The following is a 20,186-nucleotide window of genomic DNA, read 5'->3' on the forward strand; positions in this document are numbered from 1 at the left end:
ACCGGGATGTGACACAGTGGGCAGCAGCCCCCGACGTCGACCGGAGACCGCCGCGCCCCCATGACCTCGACCCCGACCGAGCACGCCGTGACCCAGCGACCGCACCGGGCGGCCCGGATCGAGGACCGGTGGCGCGCCGTCGTCTCCCGCTTCCAGAAGGCGCGGGGGTGGCGCCCCCGCGTCGAGCCGTTCGCGGGGTACGGCACCCCCCGGCGCGTGCGCGTGCTCGCGCGCGTGCTCCTCGCGAGCCCCGCGTTCGACCCCGCCCTGCACGAGCGCGAGTCCGCCGACCGGCGCGGCTGGCGCTACTTCTTCACCGCCCCCGCCCCGCGCGAGGAGGTCCGCGTGCACGTGGGCGACGCGACGGTCGACCTCGTGTCCGACCGCAGCGGCTACCTCGACGCGACGATCGACGTCGCGCTCGCCCCGGGATGGCACGACGTGACGTTCCGCCCGTCCTCGGGCGCGATCGCGAAGGGCCGCGTGCTCGTCGTGGCCGACGGGCGCCGGCTCGGCGTCGTGTCCGACATCGACGACACCGCGATGGTGACCGCCGTCCCGCGCCCCCTCATCGCCGCGTGGAACACGTTCGTCCGGCACTCGAGCGCGCGCGTCCCCGTGCCGGGCATGGCCGCGCTCTACCGCGGGATCGCGACGGAGCGCCCCGGCACCCCGTTCGTCTACCTGTCGACCGGCGCGTGGAACACCGCCGCGAACCTGCGCCGGTTCCTCCAGCGGCACGGGTTCCCGCCCGGCCCGCTCCTGCTCACCGACTGGGGCCCGACGAACACCGGCTGGTTCCGCAGCGGCCAGGAGCACAAGGACACCTCGCTCGACCGCCTCTTCCGCGAGCTGCCCGACGTCGACTGGCTGCTCGTGGGCGACGACGGCCAGCACGACCCCGAGATCTACGCGCGCGCCGCGCGGCTGCACCCCGACCACGTCGCCGCCGTCGCGATCCGCGAGCTGACTCCCGCGCAGCAGGTCCTCGCCCACGGCTCGCCGCTGCCCACGCCGGGCAGCCTCCCGGGCGAGGTCGGCCCCGGTGTCCCCACGGCGTTCGGCCCTGACGGCGACGCGCTCACCCGTGCCCTCGCCCGAGCCCTGCGCCGCTGAGAGCCCGCGGCGGACGAGTCACCGGTCACGTGGCACCCGGCAGCAGCAGCGGCCGGTTCGTCCGCGAGGGAACCTTTCCCGCTCCCGCTGCGTGCTGAGGGCGTGACGATCTCGACGAGGGCCACGCTCATGACCGCGGACGACCCGCCACGACCGGGCGCCTGGGTCGACCGCGACCTGCACCTGGTCACCGGCGCGGGCCACGCCGAGGAGTTCGTGGCGTTCGTCGAGACGGCGAAGGACCCGCTCTACCGGCTCGCGTACCTGCTCTCGGGTGACCACCACCGCGCGGAAGAGCTCACCCAGCAGACGTTCGAGCGCACGTGGCGCTCGTGGCGGCGGGCGCGGCAGGGCGACCCGCTCGCGTACGCCCGCACGATCCTCGCGAACCTCCGCGTCGACACCTGGCGGCGCACGCGCCGTGAGGTGCTCACTGGCCTCGACCACGACTCACGCCGCCACGCGCCCGACGCGACCGGGCTGGTCCACGACCGCGACGCCGTCGTGCGGGCGCTCCTCACCCTCCCGCTGCGGCAGCGCCGCGTGGTGGTGCTGCGGCACCTGCTCGACCTCTCGGAGGCGGAGGTGTCGCGCGAGCTCGGGATCCCGGTGGGGACCGTGAAGTCCACGGCCTCTCGCGCGCTCGCCCGGCTCCGCACGGCCCTCGCCGACACCGGCTCACGCAGCGGCCCGCCGACCGCTCCGACCGAAGGAGACCCCTCGTGACCGACCACGACGACGCGGCGTTCGCCGCCGGGCTGCGCGCCGCCGTCGCACCAGACCACCTGCACTCGGCCCTCGACGCCCACCGCGTCCTGACCTCGTCGCGTCGCGCGCAGCGCCGCCGCCGGACGGCCGCGCTCTCCGCGACGGCCGGGTGTGCCGCGGCGGTCGGGCTGCTCGCGGGGCCGCTGTCGGCCCGGACGGGGACCGACGACGCTCCGCTGCCGGCGGCCGCGCGCAGCACGGGTGCCGCGGGGGTGGTCGAGCTCGCCCCGGGCGTGACGGCCGCCGTCGACCCGCGCGTCCACGACCGCGCCGGGGGCGGGGTCGTGGTGGACCTCGGCCTGCCGACGTGGGAGCCCGGGACGCGGTTCCTCCTCACGGTCGAGCCGGACGACATCGACCAGCCGCTGCGGGTCTGGGCCGGCGACGACACCGACCTCGAGACGCTGCTGGCCGGTGGGAGCCTGCCCACCGGCCCGGTCACCGGGTCGCGGGGGGACCTCGCCCTCGTGACCGGTCCGGACGGCAGCGACCAGCTCGCCGTCGGGCTCGTGGACGACCCGGGCACGACTGAGAACCCGACGATCGCGACCGTCGTGGCGCGGGAGACGCTGCTCGGTCCGGGGGAAGAGGCGCGCGCCACCGTCGACCTTCCCGTGACTGCCCTGGCCCCCGGCCCGTGGGGCGGCGTCTTCGCGATGCGGGTCACGGACGCGTGGACCGGTCTCCCCGCCCCCGCCGTCCGAGGGGTCTTCGTGCGCAGCCTGTACGACAGCGGCTACGGGTACGGCGGGTGCGACACCGACGGCGACGTCTGCACCACGGTGTGGGACGCGACGGAGGGCTCCCGGTCGGCTCCGACACGCAGCAGCGCGCTGTCGGCGGACGACGTCGCCATCCAGACCTTCGCTGAGGACTACGTGGCCGACGACCCGTGGGCCAGCCCGGCCGGGTTCGTCGCGGCATGCGTGGACGAACGCCGGGCGCTCGACGCATCGAGAGGGATCACCCGGGACGACGAGGACGACCTGACCTGGCAGTGCACCGCGGACGACATGCTCGACCCGCTCCGCTGGGAGCGTGACACCACACCGTGACGCGTCCCGGCGCGCCGGGGTGCCACGCGTCGTCGCGGGTGGTTGCCTGAGGGAATGACGACGCCCGAGCTGCCCTTCCCCACGCCCGAGCCCGAACCCGAGCAGCCACGGCGGACCTGGCCGTGGATCGTGCTCACGATCGTCGCGGTCCTGGTGATCGCCCTGGTCGTGTGGCTCGTCAACCGCCCGACGCAGGACGCTCCCGCGGCGGAGACCCCGACCGCGACGGAGTCCCCGAACCCGTCGCCGACGGACACGGGCACGCCGACCGACGACACGTCGTCGCCCGCCGCCGAGGGGTGCCCCGCGGCGGGCGACGGCGTCCCCGCGGGCGCGGGCACGCACGAGATCGTCGACGTCGACGGCGACGGCCGCCCGGACACCGCGTGGCTGACCGGCGGCGCGGACCGCGCGTTCGGGATCACGACGGCGTCGGGCGCGACGTTCTCCGCGCCGATCGAGTCCGCGAGCCCGGTCGCGGCGAGCGCGATCGTCCAGCTCGTCGCCGCGGGCGACGCGACGGCCCCGATCGCGCTCGTCGACACGGGCCGCGAGGTCCTGCTGTTCTCCGCCGCCGACTGCGCCGTCACGCCGACGCAGAACGCCCAGGGCGAGCAGTACACGTTCGACAAGGGCTTCACCGGGTTCGGCACGGGCGTCGGCTGCACCGAGGTCGACGGGGAGCTGCACCTCGCGGGCCTGAACGCCGTGTCCGACGACGGCACGTCCTTCACCGTGTCGCGCACCTTCGTCGACCTCGACACGGGCGCGCAGACCGCCACGAACGGCGAGGAGGAGACGGTCGCCCAGGACGCAGCCCCGGACGACCCGGTGGTCACGACCGCCCAGGAGACCACCTGCGGCACCCTGGTAGCGGGCCAAGACGGCCCGGTAGAACCCCAGTAGCCCGCCGAGCACGACGTTGCTGTCGTTATCGGGCTGATAACGACAGCAACGTCGTGCTCGCCGGGGGGTAGCGTCGTGGTCGGCGGAGCGGGCTCACCCGCGGCCGCAGGCGCGGCAGGTGCCGCGGCGGCGGAGCCAGTAGGCGTAGGTGGCCGCGCCGAGGGCGAGGGACCACAGCGGCCACAGGAACATCGGGCCGACGGCGCCCCACGAGTCCGCGGTGAGCGCCAGGCGGCGCTCGCCGAGGCCGAGGACGATGAGCGAGAGCCCCGCGGGGAGGACCGCGACCGCCACGATCGTCGCGGGGACCACGGCCAGCCCGACCGGGACCCGCCGGCCGGCGAGCCCGACCATCCACCGGGGGAAGACCTCGCCCCAGCGCTGGAAGAGTCCGAGCGTGAGCACCGCGCCGACGAGCGCGAAGCCGCCCAGCCCGAGCGCCGCGACCCACCCGTCGTCCCCGGCGAGCTGCGCGACGTCGTCGGGCGAGAAGCCGAGCGGGATGCCGAGGACCCACGCGATGCGCGTCACCGCGTAGAGGGCGGGGACCGCGGCGGCGACGAGCGCGGCCGTCCGGCCCCAGCGGGCCGTGGCGGCGGGCGTCGTCCAGGCGGGGTCGTGGCCGTCGTGGCGGCGCCCGCACGACGCGCACGCACCGACCCCACGGCGCACGAACCGCCACGTCGAGGCGACGAGCAGCGCGCCGCCGGCCAGGAGCGCGAGCTGCGTGAGCGGGCCCGCGCCGACGAAGTCCTCGAAGGCCGCCCGCATCACGGGGTCGAACGGCGCCATGACGAGCGTGACCGGCAGGTACCCGAGACGCGCCAGGATGGACGCGTCAGTGAGCGCGAGAACCCCGGCCGAGACGACCGCGGTCGCCGCGACCGTCAGCGCGCGGTCGGCCCGGGCGACGGGGCCGTGCCGGGCACCGAGCCACGCCCGCAGCGCGGTCGCCGCGCCGACGAGCGCGAGGACCGCGACCCAGGGCGTGAGCGTCGCGCCCGCGACCTCGCTCAGGGCGCCGAACGACAGGTCGTTCGCGTCACCCACCGCGAGCGTGCCGCCGGTCAGGGTGACGACGAGGGCCGCGACGCCTCCGACCGCCCACCACGCGGCGGCGGTCGGGGCGATCCACCGCCCGCGGGCGGCGTGCGCCCCGGGACGGGGCGGCGCACCGGCGAGGGACCCGACGACGACCGGGCGCGGGCCCGACGGCGTGGTGACGGAGGACGGGGGCGGGGTTCGTGTGCTCATGACTCGACCCTCGCGTCCGGCGGTCCGCGCCGGATCCCCCGCGGCGACGACGTCGCTCCCCCGTGCGGGGGAACGCTCGCGGCGGTCAGCCCGCCCGGACGAAGCCCGACTCGTAGGCGCGCACGACGGCCTGCGTGCGGTCGCGCACCCCGAGCTTGGCGAGGACGTTGCCGACGTGCGTGCGCACCGTCTCGACGCCGAGGTAGAGCTCGCCCGCGATCTCCGCGTTCGACAACCCCTGTGCCACGAGCCGCAGCACCTCGCCCTCGCGCTCGGTGAGGTGCGCGTCGCGCAGCGCGTCGCCCGTGGGCGGGCGCGCCGTCGCGAGCCGCCGCACGGCGTCGGGGAACAGGAGCGACTCGCCCCGCGCGACGACGCGGACCGCCTGCGCGACCTCCTCGGGCCGCGCGCGCTTGAGCAGGAACCCGTGCGCGCCCGCGCGCAGCGCGTCGAGCACGTGGTCGTCGTTCTCGAACGTCGTGAGGACGAGCACGCGCGGCGCGCCGTCGCGCGCGAGGAGGGCGCGCGTCGCCGCGATGCCGTCGACGCGCGGCATGCGCACGTCCATGAGCACGACGTCGGGTCGCGTCCGCGCGACGACGCCCGGCACCTCCGCGCCGTCGCCCGCCTCGCCGACGACCTCGAGGTCCGGCTCCGCGCCGAGGACGACGCGCAGCCCCGCGCGCACCAGGGGCTCGTCGTCCACGAGCACCACGCGCGTCGTCCCGTCGGTCACCCGCCCGATCCTGCCAGCGGGAACGTCGCGCGCACGACCCACGCGCCGCCGTCGGGCGCCGGACCCGCCGACACCTCGCCGCGCAGCAGGTGGGCCCGCTCGCCCATGCCCGCGAGGCCGCGACGCTCGCGGCCGGGGTCGCCGGGTGCCCGACGGCGCGTGCCCGGCCCGAGCGCGTTGCGCACCTCGACGACGAGCGCGCTGCCCGGACCCCGCGCCACCGCGACGGCGACCGGCTCGCCGGGCGCGTGGCGGAGCGCGTTCGTGAGCGCCTCCTGCACGACCCGGTACGCCTCCTGCGACACCGCGCGCGGGACGTCGGGCAGCAGGACCTCGTCCTGCGCGAGGTGCACGTCGACGCCCGTGCGGCGCGCGTCGTCGAGCAGGGCGTCGAGGTCGGCGAGCGTGCGCGCCGGGCTGCGCACGGGCGCGCCGCCACGCGTGGCCGCGGCGGCGTCCGCGCGGAGCAGGCCGAGCACGTGGTCGAGGTCCGCCATGGCGGTGCGGCCCGTCTCCTCGATCGCGACGAGCGCGGCACGCGCGGCGACCGGGTCGCGGTCGAGGAGGCGGGCGGCCGCGGCGGCCTGGAGGGTCGTGACGGTCAGCGCGTGGCCGACCGAGTCGTGCAGCTCGCGCGCGAGCCGGCCCCGCTCGGCGTCGCGGTCGGCCGCCGCCTCGAGCTCGGCGATGCGCTCCGTCTGGTCGGGGCCGAGGAGCGGGAGCGCCGCCTGACGCAGCACGGCGCGCGCGAGCGCGACGGCGTACGGGACGGCGAGCAGCGCGAGCACCGCGGTGACCAGCCACGCCCACGGGGGCAGCGCCTCCCACGGGCGCCAGTCGGCGAGGAGCACCGGCTCCACGCCCGTCGCGGAGAGGACGAGCTGGGTCGCCACCGGGACGAGGAACAGCACCACGACGAGCACCGCGGCGCCGAGCGCGAGGTGGAGCCCGTACCAGGCGGCGGCGCGCCAGCGCGTGGCCGCGCCCGGCGGCGGGGCGCCCGGCGCCGGCTGGGGCACGGCCACGTCGAGGAACGTCCGCACCGCCGCGATCTCGAGCGCGCGGACGGGAGCGAGGAACGGCGGCGTGCTCACGAGGACCGCCGAGACGAGCGCGAGGACGACCGTCGCGACGCGCGGCGTCTGCAACGAGGCGAACATCTGCACGAACCCGGCGACCAGCGTCACGTACGCGCCGGCGACCACGCCGCCGACCACGAGGTAGACCCCGGCCCGCACCGTGGCCGCGCTGCGCAGCGGCGCGACGACGCGCTCCCACCCGGCCTGCCCCGGCGCGGGCGCCGCACGGGTCGTGCGGGCGTCGTCGGGCGTCATGCCCCCAGTCTCGCGGGACGGCGCGGGGAGCGCCTCCCCCGGCCGGGGGACGTGGCACCCTCCTGCGGCCCTCCCCGCGTGCCGCGCACGTCCCCCGCGCGGTCCCGCCCCGCCGCTGGTCCAATGGGCCCATGATCGGCTTCTGGTGGGGTCTCGTCGGGGCGTCGTCGCTGCTCCTGGGTGCCGCGCTGGTCTTCTGGCGACCGCCGGGACAGCGGCTCGTCGGGCTCATCATGGCGTTCGGGTCGGGCGTCCTCATCAGCGCCGTCGCGTACGACCTCGTGGAGGACGCGTCCACGCACGCGAGCGGGCTCGTGCTGCTCGCGGGCCTCGCGGGCGGGGCGCTCACGTTCTTCGTCGGCGACCGCATCATCGACCGGATGGGCGGCGAGGGCCGCAAGCGGTCCACGGGAGTCCAGGCCGAGTCCGTCCAGGCGGCGGGCGGGACCGGCGGCGCGGCGATCGCGCTCGGCACGGTGCTCGACGGCATCCCCGAGTCCGTGGTGCTCGGCGCGACCCTCATCGGGGGCGGCGGCGTGAGCGTCGCGATGCTCGCCGCCGTGTTCGTCTCGAACCTGCCCGAGGCGATGTCCGCGACGTCGGGACTGCTCAAGGCGGGCACGAAGCCGTCGCGGCTCTGGGTGCTGTGGGGGTCGACGACCCTGGTCTCGGCGCTCGCGGCCGGGATCGGCTACGTCGCGCTCGACGGTGCGTCGCCCGCGGTCGTGGCGATCACGCAGGCGTTCGCCGCGGGGGCGCTGCTCACCATGCTCGTCGACACGATGATCCCCGAGGCGACGGAGTTCGGCGGCCCGGTCACCGGGCTCGTCACGGTGCTGGGCTTCGCGACGGCGTTCGGGCTGAGCTCGCTCTGAGCCTCAGGCCGCGAGGTCCTGGCCGCTCATGCGGTGGATCGACGCCATGACCTCGTCCGTGAGCTCGCGCCGCGCCTGCGCGGGCTTGGTGCCGGCCGTGATCTGACGCTGCGGGTCGATCGGCTTGCCGAAGTGCACCTCGACGCGGTGCAGGCGCGGGATCCGCTTGCCGATGGGCTGCACCTTGTCCGTGCCGCGCACCGCCACGGGGACGACCGGCGCGTGCCCGGCGAGCGCGAGCCACGCGACGCCCGTGCGGCCCGGGTGGAGCTTGCCGTCGCGCGAGCGCGTGCCCTCGGGGTAGATGCCGAACGCGCCGCCGCGCTGCAGCACCTCGAGCGCGTCCTCGAGCGAGCGCTGCCCCGCCCGCGGGTCGTCGCGCTGGACGGGGATCATGCCGATCGTCGTGAAGAACCAGCGCGACAGCCGGCCCTTGAGCCCGCGGCCCGTGAAGTACTCGGCCTTCGCGAGGAACGTGACGTGCCGCGGCGCGACGATCGGGATGAGGATCGAGTCGATGAACGACAGGTGGTTGCTCGCGAGGATGACCGCCCCGTTGCGCGGGATGTTGTTGCGTCCGGTCACCTGTGGCCGCAGCAGCACGTAGGCGAGCAGCGACAGGATGAGCCTCAGGACGCGGTAGGTCATCCGTTCATTGTGCACCGTCGTCGGCGCACGTCCGTGCACGCTGCGTTCGACGCCGGCGTTCCCGCAGGTCGTCCGACGTCACCTCCGGTTCATGCGTCGCCGCGCGCCCCCGCCGACGCCACGCGGCCCGCGCGGCCACCGCGCGTCACCGCGTAGAGCGCCAGGATGACGACCACGAGACCGGCCGTGGACAGGAGCTGGGCGCGCGCGGCGTCGTCGGTCAGCATGAGGACGGCGAGCGCCGCGAGCCCGGCGAGCACGGCCCACGTGAGCCACGGGAAGCCCCACATGCGCAGCGTCATGGGCTCGCCCGACGCGCGCGCCTGCTCCTCGATCCGGCGACGCAGCCGGAGCTGCGACACGGCCACGAGCACCCACACGACCAGCAGCGCCGCGCCCACGGCGTTGAGCAGGATGCCGAGCAGCGCCTCGGGCAGGAGCCAGTTGAGCCCGACCGCGACGAGCGCGAAGAACACCGAGACGAGCACGGACACCCACGGGACGTCGCGACGTGACACGCGCCGCAGGGCCCGCGGCCCGTCGCCGCGCCCGGCGAGCGAGTACGCCATGCGGGACGTGCCGTAGACGTTCGCGTTGAACGCGGACAGCAGCGCGACGACCACGACGACCTCCATGACGCGGGCCGCGCCCGGCAGCCCCGCGAGGTCGAGCACCGCGACGAACGGGCTCTCGGCGAGCAGCGGCGAGTCCCACGGCAGGACGAGCACCATGATCGCGACCGAGCCCAGGTAGAACACGAGGATCCGCCACACGATGCTGCGGGTCGCGCGCGCGACGGCGGTGCGCGGCTCGCGCGCCTCCGCCGCGGCGATCGTGACGATCTCGATGCCGCCGAACGCGAAGACGACGACGAGCAGCCCCGCGGCGATCCCGCCCCACCCCTCCGGCGCGAAGCCGCCGTGGCCCAGGAGGTTCGACGTGCCGACCGGGTCGGTCCCGGGCAGCAGCCCGAGGACCAGCAGGACGCCGACGACGAGGAACCCGACGATCGCCGCGACCTTGACGAACGCGAACCAGAACTCGAGCTCGCCGAACTGCCGGACGCCCCACAGGTTGATCACGGCGAACACGACGACCACGACGAGCGCGACGCCCCACTGCGGCACGTCCGGGTACCAGCCGGTGACGATCCGCGCGGCGCCCGTGATCTCGGCGCCGAGCACCATGACGAGCATGAACCAGTAGAGCCAGCCGAGCAGGAACCCGGCCCACGGCCCGAGCGCCTCCTCCGCGTACACGGAGAACGACCCGCTCGCGGGCCGCGCGCTCGCCATCTCCGCGAGCATCCGCATGACGAGGATGACGACGACGCCCGCGATCGCGTACGACACGAGGACGGCAGGACCGGCGGTCGCGATCCCGACGCCCGAGCCGAGGAACAGCCCCGCGCCGATCGCGGAGCCCAGCCCCATCATCGTCAGGTGCCGCGTCCGCAGCCCGTGCCCGAGGTGGTCGGCCGCCGGGCTCTCGGTCGGTGCGCCGCTCGCGGTCGGTGCCGGACGCTCGGGCGTGGGGGTGCTCATGGTGCGGTCCTGCGGTCGGGGTGCCGGCGTCGTGCTCGACGCCGACCCACGACGCTACACGTCCCGGGCACGACGGCGCCCCGCACCCGGCGCGAGGGGGTCGCTCGGGGGCGGGGCGGCGTCGGGCACGACGCTGTGCCTGCTCGGCGGGTGCGTCTACGGGGTCGCGGTCCGCGGGAGCGGGGCGACCGCGTGCTGCCGGGGCGCGGTGCTCTCGCCGTCGGCCGCACCGTCCGCGGGAGCCGCCCCGGGTGCCGCGGAGGGCACCCCGTCGACGTGCTGGTCTCCCGCGACGGTCGCCGGGTTGGCCCCGGGCTCGGCGGCGGGAGCGACCGTGTCGGTGGCCGCGGGCCGGCGCGTCGAGCCGTTGATGACGCCGTCGTCCTCGAGATCGTCGAGGTCGTCCTCGTCCACCGCGCTCGCCCCGTGCTCCGCGCCCGCGGCGAACACGGACGGGTCGGGCGGGTTGCCGAGCTTGACGTGGTTGAAGAGCAGGTTGAGCAGGATCGCCATGACCGCGGCGGAGCTGATGCCCGAGTGGAAGATGATGCCGAACCACGTGGGGAACTGGTCGTAGAAGTCGGGCTTGGCGATGGGGATCATGCCGAACGAGATCGACGCCGCCACGATGATGAGGTTCATGGGGCGCGAGTAGTCGACCTTCGCCAGGGTCCGGATGCCCGACGCGGCCACCGAGCCGAACAGCACGACGCCCGCACCGCCGAGGACCGGCGTCGGGACGGCGGCCACGACGCGGCCCAGGACCGGCAGGAGACCGAGGACCACGAGGATCGCGCCACCCGCCGCCACGACGAACCGCGACTTCACGCCCGTGATGGCCACGAGCCCGACGTTCTGCGCGAACGCCGACTGCGTGAACGAGCCGAAGAACGGCGAGACGACGGACGACGCCATGTCGGCGCGCAGGCCGTTCGCGATGCGCTTGCGGTCCACCTTGGTGCCGACGATCTCGCCCACGGCGATGATGTCCGCCGTCGTCTCGGTGAGGGTCACGAGGATGACGATGAGCATCGAGATGATCGCGGCGATCTCGAACGTCGGGGCGCCGAAGCCGAGGAACGACGGGAAGGCGGCGACCGGGCCGTCGCCGACGCCGGAGAAGTCCGCCTTGCCGAGCGCGAGCGCGATGAGCGTGCCGACGACGATCGCGATGAGGATGGACAGGCGCGAGATCGTGCCGCTGCCCACCTTCGACAGCAGGATGACGATCGCGAACGTCAGCGCGGCGAGGCCGATGTTGCTCACCGAGCCGTAGTCGGGCGCGCTCGCGTTGCCGCCCATCGCCCAGTTCGCCGCGACGGGCATGAGCGTCAGGCCGATCGTCGTGATGACCACGCCCGTGACGACCGGCGGAAAGAACCGGATGATCTGCGCGAAGAACGGCGTGATGAGCAGGCCGACCGCCGACGCGACGAGCACCGCGCCCAGCACGCCCGGGATCCCTCCCCCGCCGTTGACGATCGCGACCATCGTGGACACGCCCGCGAACGACACGCCCTGCACGAGCGGGAGCTGCGACCCGAAGAACGGGATGCCGAGCGTCTGGAGGATCGTCGCGAGGCCGCCCATGAAGAGGGACGCCGCGACGAGCGTCCCGATCTCGGCCCCGGTCAGCCCGGCGGCGCCACCCACGATGAGCGGCGGGGCGATGATGCCGCCGTACATCGTGAGCACGTGCTGGAACCCGTACCCGAACGTCGACCCGATGGGCAGCCGCTCGTCCTCGGGGCGTACCGGACGACGTTCGGCGCCGTCCGTGGCCCTCGTGGCTCGCGCGTTCATAGCGGACCTCCTCGTCAGCTATCGTTCCGCTTGGCGGAAAACTACTTCCACTATTCGAACGCCAAGTGTGACGTGTGTCAAGTCCCTCCCGGCAACTCGCGCGTGGCCTGCGGTGACGGCCCTCGGTCGTCGGCCGCCGCAAAGCACTGGCACCTGCCCGCCCGGCTCCGTAGCCTCCAGCCGTGACCGCCACGCTCCGCCCCTACCGCCCCACGGACCTCGACGCCGTCGTCGACCTGTCGCTGCGCGCGTGGGAGGACGCCTTCACCTCGTGGCGCGCGATCCTCGGCGAGCGCCTCTACGGGCTCGCCTACCCGGACTGGCGACGCAGCCAGGAGGCGGACGTGCGCGGCGCGTGCGAGAAGCACCCCACGACGACGCTCGTCGCAGAGCGGGCCGGCCGCGTCGTCGGGTTCGCCACCACGGTGATCGGCGAGCCTCCCGCCGAGGGAGCCCGCACCGCCGACCTCGAGATCATTGCCGTCGACCCCGACGCTCAGGGCGACGGCATCGGGAGCCTCCTCGTGGACGGCGCCCTGCAGCTCATGCGCGACGCCGGGTGCGCGTACGCCAACGTCTGGACCGGCGGTGACCCGGGGCACGACGCCGCGCGCGCCCTCTACGAGTCGCGCGGCTTCACCGCCCTCCCCGTCGTCCACTACTACCGCGAGCTCTGAGCGGGGACGCCCCGGCCGGTGGCCGGGCACGTCCCCACTCGGCCGCGGGTCAGCCCGCGACGAGGCGCCGGGCCGCGGCCGAGTGCTCGGCGACCAGGGCGCCGAGGTCGAGGTCCGGGATCGCGCCGTCGACCACGCGCCACTCGCCGCCGACCATGACGCGGTCCGCGCGGTCGGCCCCGCACAGCAGGAGCGCCGCCACCGGGTCGTGCGCGCCGGAGAAGCGCAGCTCGTCGAGGCGCCACAGCGCGAGGTCGGCCTGCTTCCCGACGGCGAGCACGCCGACGTCGTCCCGGCCCAGCACGCGCGCCGACCCGCGCGTGCCCCAGCCGAGCGCGCGCGTCACGGGGATGTCGGCGCCGTACCTGAGGCGCTGGAGGTAGAGCGCCTGACGCGCCTCCAGGATCATCGTCGAGGCGTCGTTCGACGCCGAGCCGTCGACCCCGAGCCCGACGGGCGCGCCCGCGTCCTCGAGCTCCACGGCGCGCGCGATCCCGGACGCGAGGCGCATGTTCGACGTCGGGCAGTGCGCGACGCCGGTTCCCGCGGCCCCGAGGCGGCGCACCTCCTCGTCGTCGAAGTGGATGCCGTGGCCGAGCCACGCGCGGTCCGTGAGCCAGCCGACCGACTCGAGGTAGTCGACCGTGCGCATCCCGAAGCGCTCGCGGCAGAAGTCCTCCTCGTCGATCGTCTCCGCGAGGTGCGTGTGCAGGCGGACGTCGAGGTCCTCCGCGAGCGCCGCGCTCTCGCGCATCGCGTCGGTGGTCACCGAGAACGGCGAGCACGGCGCGAGCGCGATCTGGACCTGCGCCCCGGCGCCGCGCTCGTGGTACCTCTCCACGAGGCGCTGCGAGTCGGCGAGGATCACGTCCAGGCTCTGCACGACCGACTGCGGCGGCAGACCGCCGTCGTCCTGGCCGAGCGTCATGGACCCGCGCGTGAGGGTCGCGCGCAGCCCGAGCCGCTTCACCGCGGCGACCTGGAGGTCGATCGCGTCGTCGAGGTCGGCCGGGAAGACGTAGTGGTGGTCGGCGGCCGTCGTGCAGCCGGAGAGCAGCAGCTCGGCGAGCGCGACCGTCGTCGCGAGCTCGTGGTCGCGCGGCGTCAGGCGCGCCCACACCGGGTAGAGGCGCTGGAGCCAGGGGAAGAGCGGGGCGTCGGCGACCGGCCCCCAGGCGCGCGTGAGCGTCTGGTAGAAGTGGTGGTGCGTGTTGATCAGCCCGGGCGTGAGCACGTGCTGGGACGCGTCGAACGTCGCGTCGACCGGGGCGGACGGCTCCGCGCCCGCCGCGACGACCTCGGCGATCACGCCGTCCTCGACGACGACCCCGCCGCGCGCGTCCGGCGCGTCCGGGGAGTCGTCGGCGGTGAAGACGCCGAGCGGGTCACGGACCCAGGTGCGGGTGCCGGACGACGGGCTGTTCATGGTGCCTCCTGGTGGCTCGTCGCTCACCGGGGCGCGGCTCCGGCGCCACGGTGCGCCGGCTCAGTGGTCCTGTCTGCCGATCCAGGTGCCGCGGGACCCGCGGCTGGGCCGACCGTAGGCCGGGCCGCGTCGGACCGTCAACCCCGACGGACGACGCCGCGGGGCTCCGCCGCGCGCGACCTGCGGCGCTGCGGGATCCTGGGACCCGCCGCCCGCCGACACCCGGAGAACCGCCCGTGAACGTCTACGCCCCGCTCGTCCCGGTGTTCGTCGTCGCGCTGCTGGCGCCGCTGCTCGCGGGGCTCATGCCGGTGCGGTCGCGCGTGCCGCAGGTCGTCGTGCTGCTGCTCGGCGGCATCCTCATCGGGCCGGCCGCGCTCGACCTCGCGACGCCCGACGACGTCACGCTCCTGTCCGACCTCGGCATGGGGTTCCTCTTCCTCCTTGCCGGGTACGAGCTCGAGCCGAACCTCCTGCGCGAGCGCGTGGGGCGACGTGCCGGGGCGGCGTGGCTGACGTCGCTCGTCGTCGGGGCGGCCCTCGTCCTCGCCGTCGTCGGCCACGACTCCCCGCACGCGGTCGCGGCGGGGGCGATCGCGCTCACGACCACCGCGCTGGGCGTCGTGCTCCCCATCCTGCGCGACGGCGGTCAGCTCGGCTCGCGGCTCGGCCGCGCGGTGCTCGTGGTCGGGGCGGTGGGCGAGCTGGGACCGATCGTCGCGATGGCCGTTCTCCTCGGGACGCGCGAGAGCGGGGTCGCGGCGGTCCTGCTGGTCCTGTTCGCCGTCGTCGCGATCGCGCTGTCCGCGCTGCCGGGGAGGCTGGGGCGCCTCAAGGCGCTCGGCGGCGACCGCCTCTTCAGCGCGGCGGAGCACGGGACCGGCCAGAGCACCCTGCGCCTCACCGTGCTGCTGCTCGTCGCGCTGCTCGCGCTCGCCGCGGGGCTCGGGTTCGACGCGGTGCTGGGCGCGTTCGTCGGCGGGATGGTGCTGCGCCGCTGGGCGCCCGGCGACGTCGAGGCGCTGGAGAAGAAGCTCGACGCGGTCGCGTGGGGCGTGTTCGTTCCGGTGTTCTTCGTCAGCTCCGGCATGGGCCTGGACATCGACTCCATCGTCGCGTCGCCGCTGCTGCCGCTGACGTTCTTCGCGCTCATGGTGATCGTGCGGGGCGGGCCGGTGCTGCTGTGGTTCCGGCGCGAGCTGCCGCCGGTCGAGCGCGTCCAGACCGCGCTCTATGCCGCGACCGCGCTGCCGCTGCTCGTCGCGCTCACCGAGATCGCGGTCGAGCAGGGCGCGATGACGTCGCGCGTCGGCGCGGCGCTCGTCGGCGCGGGCGTGCTGTCCGTGATCGTGCTCCCGATGGTCGCGAGCCGGCTCGGCCCCCGGCTCGCGACCACCGACGGCGCCGACCCGCCGAGCGGTGCACGTGCGCACGAGTGAGGCACTCCGGGGTGCACCGTCCGTGCGCACGCGCAGCGCCCGACGCGGGCCGTCAGGCGAGCGGGCCGGACGTCAGAAGGTCCACTGCTGGTTGGTCGAGCCGTGGCAGTCCCAGATCACGAACCGCTGGCCCTCGTAGAGCGGGTTGCCGCCCTCGGCGTCCAGGCACCGGCCCGACTGCGGGTTGCGCAGCGTCTTCGACCCCGCGTCGTAGGACCACTTCTGGGCGCCCGTGCCGTTGCAGGTCCAGAGCTGGACCGCCGTCCCGTTCGCCGTGCCGCTGCCGCTCACGTCGAGGCACTTGCCGAGCGCCCGGATCGTCCCGTCGCTGCCCCGCGTCCACGACTGCGCGACGTTGCCGTTGCACGGGACGATCTGCACGCGGTTGCCGTCGTGCGTCTGGCCCCACGGGACGTCGAGGCAGTACCCGTTCGCGATCCGGATCGTCCCGGTCCCGGTCGGCAGGCTGCCACCGGGGTTCGGGTTGGAGGTTCCCGAGCCGTTGTCGTAGACCCGGACGTAGTCCACCTTCATCTGCTGGGGGAACGAGGTCGTGCCGTCGGGGTACCCCGGCCACTGCCCGCCGACCGCGACGTTGAGGATGAGGAAGAACGGCTGGTCGAACACCCACGCGTTCGCGCCGACGCTCGCGCGCGTGACGCGGTGGAACTGCTGGCCGTCCACGAACCACGTGATCTCGCCCGGCTTCCAGTCGACCGCGAAGGTGTGGAAGTCGTCGGCGAACGACCAGCCCTGCGGGTGCTGGTACATGCCCGTGATGCCGGCGCCGCCCGAGTACCCCGGTCCGTGCACCGTGCCGTGCACGCGGTGCGGCTCGAAGCCGACGTTCTCCATGACGTCGATCTCGCCCGACGCCGGCCAGCCGACCCCCGGCAGGTTGCCGCCGAGCATCCAGAACGCCGGCCAGATCCCCTGGCCGCGCGGGATCTGGATGCGCGCCTCCACGCGCCCGTACTGCGGCTGGAACTTCCCCTGCGTCGTCATGCGGGCGGAGGTGTAGGACCCGTCGGCCTCGCGGCGCGCGGTGATGACGAGGTGGCCCTGTCCGTCGAGCGCCGAGTTCGCGCGCGACGTCGTGTAGTTCTGGAGCTCGGCGTTGCCCCACCCTCCGGCGCCCGTCTCGTGGTTCCAGCGGGCGGAGCTCGGGGCCGAGCCCGCGGCGCCGTCGAACTCGTCCGACCAGATGACGTCACCCGGCGCGGCCGTCGCGGCGGGGGCTGCGACGAGCGCCCCGGCGCTCACGGCGATCACCGCGACCGCGCCCGCCAGGACGCGGCGCGCGGCGTCGCCGAGGTGCGGTGCCGGACGGCGTCGTGGCCTGCCAGGTCGTGGACGGGCGCCCCGCAGGGGCGTGGGACGGGGTGAACGCTGACGTGCGAGGTCCATCGATCCTCCAGGTCCGGCGGCGACTGCCACCTGCGTCTCGCCACGGTGCGCGACGTGCTTCGGCGCGACTCCGCACCGGGGCGGGGGCCGTTCCTCGGCCCTCCGCCCGCGAACCTACGGGCGGTCGCCGCGCCCGAGCAAGCGCTCTCTCGGCGTGTCGTGGAATCGCTCCCACTCCCACGTCTCCGTCGGGCGTCGGCGCCCCGCGAGCGCCCCGAGATCAGACCCCGGGGGCGCGGGCACCTTCTGGCGCCTCAGGCCGTCGCCGGGACCGCCGCGTCGAGGATCGCCGCGGCCGCACGGCGCGCCTGGCGCGCGACGTCGATGTCCCGCGTGATCGCCGCCGTGGTCTGCGCACCCTCGGCGAGCAGGACGACCTGGAGCGCGACGTCGTCGGGCAGGCCCGCCTCGCGCACGACGTCGCGCGCGTACCGCTGGAACGACTCCTTGTGCTCGCGGACCGCCGCGGCGACGGCGGGCGACGTCGCACCGAGCTCGCCGAAGGAGTTGATGAACGCGCACCCGCGGAACCCGTCCTCGCGGAACCACGCGTCGAGGAAGTCGAACACCGCGAGCAGCCGGTCGCGCGGGGCGGTGAGACCGGCTGCCGCGCGGGCGATCCCCGCGTCCCACTGCTCGGTGCGGTGCCGCAGCACGGCGACGACGAGGTCGTCCTTGGACGGGAACAGCGCGTAGATGCGCTTGAGCGACACCCCGGCCTCGGTGCGGACCGCGTCCATCCCGACCGACTGGACGCCGCGCGCGTAGAACAGCCGGTCGGCGGCGGCCACCACCAGCGCGCGAGCGCTCGCGTCGTCGAGCATCGTCACCTCCTGTTCATCGCCCCCCTCTTGCGGGGAGAACCAGCGTTCTCTAGTGTAGCGACTCACGGGAGAACGACCGTTCTCCCGACGCCGCGAAGGGAGCACGACCATGGGGTACATCACCGTCGGGCAGGAGAACTCCACCGACATCGAGCTCTACTACGAGGACCAGGGCACCGGCCAGCCGGTCGTCCTCATCCACGGCTACCCGCTCGACGGGCACAGCTGGGAGCTCCAGAAGCGCGAGCTGATCGACGCCGGCCACCGCGTCGTCACGTACGACCGCCGCGGGTTCGGCGCGTCGAGCAAGGTCGGCAGCGGGTACGACTACGACACCTTCGCGGCGGACCTCAACACCGTCCTCGAGACGCTCGACCTGCGCGACGTGATCCTCGTCGGGTTCTCCATGGGCACGGGCGAGCTCGCCCGCTACGTCCACAACCACGGGCACGAGCGCGTCGCCAAGCTCGCGTTCCTCGCGTCGCTCGAGCCGTTCCTCGTCCAGCGGGACGACAACCCCGAGGGCGTCCCGCAGTCGGTGTTCGACGGGATCGTCGACGCGGCCCGCGCCGACCGGTACGCCTGGTACACCGACTTCTACAAGAACTTCTACAACCTCGACGAGAACCTCGGGAAGCGCATCAGCGAGGACACCGTGCGCGCGAGCTGGATCACCGCGATCGGGTCCGCGCCGGTCGCCGCGTACGCCGTCGTGCCCACGTGGATCGAGGACTTCCGGGCCGACGTCGAGGCCGTCCGCGCGGCGGGCAAGCCCACGCTCATCCTCCACGGCACGAAGGACAACATCCTGCCGATCGACGCGACCGGGCGCCGCTTCCGCCGGCTCGTGCCGGACGCCGAGTACGTCGAGATCGAGGGCGCGCCCCACGGTCTGCTCGTGACGCACGCGGACGAGGTCAACGCGGCGCTGCTCGCCTTCGTCGCCCGCTAGGTGACCCGCTAGGCCCGCGAGGCGACCGACACGCGGTAGTCGTCGGCGTCGTCGTCCCAGGCCAGGTCGACGGCGCCGGCGGCCTGCGCCGCCTTGCAGAACTGCAGAAAGCCGCGGTAGCCGAGCGCCTTCTCGCTGAAGTCCGGGCGCTTCTTGCGGATCGCGTTCTTCAGCCCGGACAGGACGGTCGAGCCGCCCTCCTCCTGCACGACCTCGCGCACGAGCGCGAACGCCTGGTCGGTGTCGCCCTGCGCGGGCAGGGAGACCTCGGGGTCGCCCGTCGCCGGCCCCGGTGCGAGCTCGACGAAGCCCCGGTCGGCCAGGAACCGCAGGAACTCGCCGAAGTTGCGGAACCCGTAGTCGGCCTCGCTGAACGTCGGGTCCTTGCGCAGCAGCGTGCGCTTGAGCACGGACGCGGTCACCGCGCCGCTCGTCGAGGCCTCGAGGTCGGCGAGCGTCTGCGCGACGCGCACCTCCATGGGGAGGTCCTCGCCGGAGGGTGCGTCGTCGTCGGCCTCGGACGCGGGCGGCTCGACCGCCGCGGACGCCTCGACGGAGCCCGACGCCTCGGCGACCGGCGTCGTCGTCACGTCGACCTCGTCGCTCTCCGTCACGACGGGCTCGCCGCGGCGGGTCGTGCGGCCGACGGCCTCGCCCAGCTCGGCGAGCGCCGCGGCAGCCGGCGTCTCGACCTCCGGCTCGGCGATCTCGGTCGCCTTGCGGCGCCCGGTCGAGCGCCCGCCGCCGCGCTTCGCCTTGCCGGCGCCCGTCGTCGTCCCGCTCGCCCCGGCGCGCGAGCCCCGGACCGACCGGGGCTCCGGCTCGTCCGGCACGTCGACGCCCTCGAGCCGGTCGTAGAAGAGGAACTCGTCGCACGCGGGCGGCAGGAGGCGCGACGTCGACTTCTCGACACCTACCCCGATCACGCGCTTGTTGAGCTCGCGCAGCTTGTGGACGAGCGGGGAGAAGTCGCTGTCCCCCGTGCACATGACGAACGTCGAGATGTAGTCGCGCTCGAAGGCCATCTCGATCGCGTCGACGACCATCTTGATGTCGGCGGCGTTCTTGCGCGACGCGCCCATGCGCTGCGGCATCTCGATGAGCTCGACCTGGTGCCGCGTGAGCGAGCGCCGGTCCTCGTCGAAGTACGACCAGTCGGCGTAGGCGCGCCGCACGACCACCCGCCCGCGCACCGCGAGCGCGTCGGCGATCGGGCCGAAGTCGAACGTCATGCCGCCCAGGTGCTCGCGCGCGCCGAGCGCGAGGTTCTCGTAGTCGATGAAGACGGCCAGGCGTTCCTCGGTGTCCATGCCCGCCAGCCTAGGTGCAGACGCCGCCCCCGCCCCGCCGAACCCGAGGTTGTTCCCCACCCCTGCGCCGAGCTGGGGACCAACCCCGGGTTCGGCACCACGCGTGTGTACG

The 20,186-nt window shown here is 74.7% G+C and carries 18 protein-coding genes; 8 read left to right on the forward strand and 10 right to left on the reverse strand.

Annotated features, from left to right (window positions below; genetic code table 11):
• Nucleotides 1-60: 60 nt before the first annotated feature.
• From ACTJIY_RS06600 to ACTJIY_RS06615, 4 genes are all read left to right on the forward strand, one after another.
• Nucleotides 61-1,116: an App1 family protein gene (locus ACTJIY_RS06600; RefSeq protein WP_440697223.1), complete on the forward strand. Its 1,056-nt coding sequence runs from the start codon at nt 61-63 to the stop codon at nt 1,114-1,116.
• Between the two features lie 102 nt (nt 1,117-1,218).
• Nucleotides 1,219-1,842 carry a SigE family RNA polymerase sigma factor gene (locus ACTJIY_RS06605; RefSeq protein WP_253054809.1) on the forward strand — a complete coding sequence of 208 codons (624 nt, stop codon included), beginning with the start codon at nt 1,219-1,221 and terminating at the stop codon, nt 1,840-1,842.
• Nucleotides 1,839-2,939 carry a hypothetical protein gene (locus tag ACTJIY_RS06610; RefSeq protein ID WP_440673431.1) on the forward strand — a complete coding sequence of 367 codons (1,101 nt, stop codon included), beginning with the start codon at nt 1,839-1,841 and terminating at the stop codon, nt 2,937-2,939. Before ACTJIY_RS06605 ends, ACTJIY_RS06610 begins: the two co-directional genes overlap by 4 nt.
• A gap of 54 nt (nt 2,940-2,993) precedes the next feature.
• A complete protein-coding gene (locus tag ACTJIY_RS06615) occupies nt 2,994-3,845 on the forward strand; it encodes a hypothetical protein (protein WP_253054813.1) in 852 nt (283 codons plus the stop codon).
• A gap of 93 nt (nt 3,846-3,938) precedes the next feature.
• On the opposite strand, the gene ACTJIY_RS06620 is transcribed toward ACTJIY_RS06615, so the two are convergent.
• The 3 genes from ACTJIY_RS06620 to ACTJIY_RS06630 form a co-directional block, all read right to left on the reverse strand.
• On the reverse strand, nt 3,939-5,099 hold the full coding sequence (locus ACTJIY_RS06620; protein ID WP_440673430.1) for a hypothetical protein: 1,161 nt from the start codon (nt 5,097-5,099) through the stop codon (nt 3,939-3,941).
• Nucleotides 5,100-5,184: 85 nt separating this feature from the next.
• Entirely contained in the window at nt 5,185-5,835 is a 651-nt protein-coding gene (locus ACTJIY_RS06625) for a response regulator (RefSeq protein ID WP_440673429.1), read from the reverse strand.
• Entirely contained in the window at nt 5,832-7,169 is a 1,338-nt protein-coding gene (locus ACTJIY_RS06630) for a sensor histidine kinase (RefSeq protein ID WP_440673428.1), read from the reverse strand. The genes ACTJIY_RS06625 and ACTJIY_RS06630 overlap by 4 nt, the downstream gene beginning before the upstream one ends.
• 131 nt (nt 7,170-7,300) lie before the next feature.
• Here ACTJIY_RS06630 and ACTJIY_RS06635 point away from each other — a divergent pair, with 131 nt between their 5' ends.
• Nucleotides 7,301-8,044: a ZIP family metal transporter gene (locus tag ACTJIY_RS06635; protein WP_277514237.1), complete on the forward strand. Its 744-nt coding sequence runs from the start codon at nt 7,301-7,303 to the stop codon at nt 8,042-8,044.
• Between the two features lie 3 nt (nt 8,045-8,047).
• Here ACTJIY_RS06635 and ACTJIY_RS06640 read toward each other — a convergent pair whose 3' ends face one another.
• The 3 genes from ACTJIY_RS06640 to ACTJIY_RS06650 all read right to left on the reverse strand — a co-directional run bounded on the left by ACTJIY_RS06640 (nt 8,048) and on the right by ACTJIY_RS06650 (nt 12,039).
• Nucleotides 8,048-8,692, reverse strand: a complete 645-nt coding sequence (locus ACTJIY_RS06640; protein ID WP_253054823.1) for a lysophospholipid acyltransferase family protein — start codon at nt 8,690-8,692, stop codon at nt 8,048-8,050.
• An 89-nt stretch (nt 8,693-8,781) separates the two neighbouring features.
• Nucleotides 8,782-10,236, reverse strand: a complete 1,455-nt coding sequence (locus ACTJIY_RS06645; RefSeq protein WP_440673427.1) for an amino acid permease — start codon at nt 10,234-10,236, stop codon at nt 8,782-8,784.
• A gap of 156 nt (nt 10,237-10,392) precedes the next feature.
• Nucleotides 10,393-12,039, reverse strand: coding sequence for a nucleobase:cation symporter-2 family protein (locus ACTJIY_RS06650; RefSeq protein ID WP_440673426.1), 1,647 nt, complete (start codon nt 12,037-12,039; stop codon nt 10,393-10,395).
• A 182-nt stretch (nt 12,040-12,221) separates the two neighbouring features.
• Between ACTJIY_RS06650 and ACTJIY_RS06655 the strand changes: the two genes are divergently transcribed.
• On the forward strand, nt 12,222-12,716 hold the full coding sequence (locus ACTJIY_RS06655; protein ID WP_353706833.1) for a GNAT family N-acetyltransferase: 495 nt from the start codon (nt 12,222-12,224) through the stop codon (nt 12,714-12,716).
• Between the two features lie 49 nt (nt 12,717-12,765).
• Here the strand turns inward: ACTJIY_RS06655 and ACTJIY_RS06660 are convergent, their stop codons facing one another.
• Entirely contained in the window at nt 12,766-14,142 is a 1,377-nt protein-coding gene (locus tag ACTJIY_RS06660; protein ID WP_440673425.1) for an 8-oxoguanine deaminase, read from the reverse strand.
• 236 nt (nt 14,143-14,378) lie between these two features.
• Here ACTJIY_RS06660 and ACTJIY_RS06665 point away from each other — a divergent pair, with 236 nt between their 5' ends.
• A complete protein-coding gene (locus ACTJIY_RS06665; RefSeq protein ID WP_440673424.1) occupies nt 14,379-15,581 on the forward strand; it encodes a cation:proton antiporter in 1,203 nt (400 codons plus the stop codon).
• Nucleotides 15,582-15,653: 72 nt separating this feature from the next.
• On the opposite strand, the gene ACTJIY_RS06670 is transcribed toward ACTJIY_RS06665, so the two are convergent.
• On the reverse strand, nt 15,654-16,988 hold the full coding sequence (locus tag ACTJIY_RS06670) for a ricin-type beta-trefoil lectin domain protein (RefSeq protein WP_440673423.1): 1,335 nt from the start codon (nt 16,986-16,988) through the stop codon (nt 15,654-15,656).
• Nucleotides 16,989-17,242: 254 nt separating this feature from the next.
• Nucleotides 17,243-17,812, reverse strand: coding sequence for a TetR/AcrR family transcriptional regulator (locus ACTJIY_RS06675; protein ID WP_440673422.1), 570 nt, complete (start codon nt 17,810-17,812; stop codon nt 17,243-17,245).
• Between the two features lie 109 nt (nt 17,813-17,921).
• On the opposite strand from ACTJIY_RS06675, the gene ACTJIY_RS06680 reads away from it, so the two are divergent.
• Nucleotides 17,922-18,764, forward strand: a complete 843-nt coding sequence (locus ACTJIY_RS06680) for an alpha/beta fold hydrolase (RefSeq protein WP_440673421.1) — start codon at nt 17,922-17,924, stop codon at nt 18,762-18,764.
• Nucleotides 18,765-18,772: 8 nt separating this feature from the next.
• On the opposite strand, the gene ACTJIY_RS06685 is transcribed toward ACTJIY_RS06680, so the two are convergent.
• Nucleotides 18,773-20,074, reverse strand: a complete 1,302-nt coding sequence (locus ACTJIY_RS06685; protein WP_440673420.1) for an NYN domain-containing protein — start codon at nt 20,072-20,074, stop codon at nt 18,773-18,775.
• Nucleotides 20,075-20,186 lie beyond the last annotated feature (112 nt).

The sequence above is a fragment of the Cellulosimicrobium sp. 22598 genome, assembly GCF_052044445.1.
In the GTDB taxonomy this organism is placed as follows: domain Bacteria; phylum Actinomycetota; class Actinomycetes; order Actinomycetales; family Cellulomonadaceae; genus Cellulosimicrobium; species Cellulosimicrobium cellulans_G.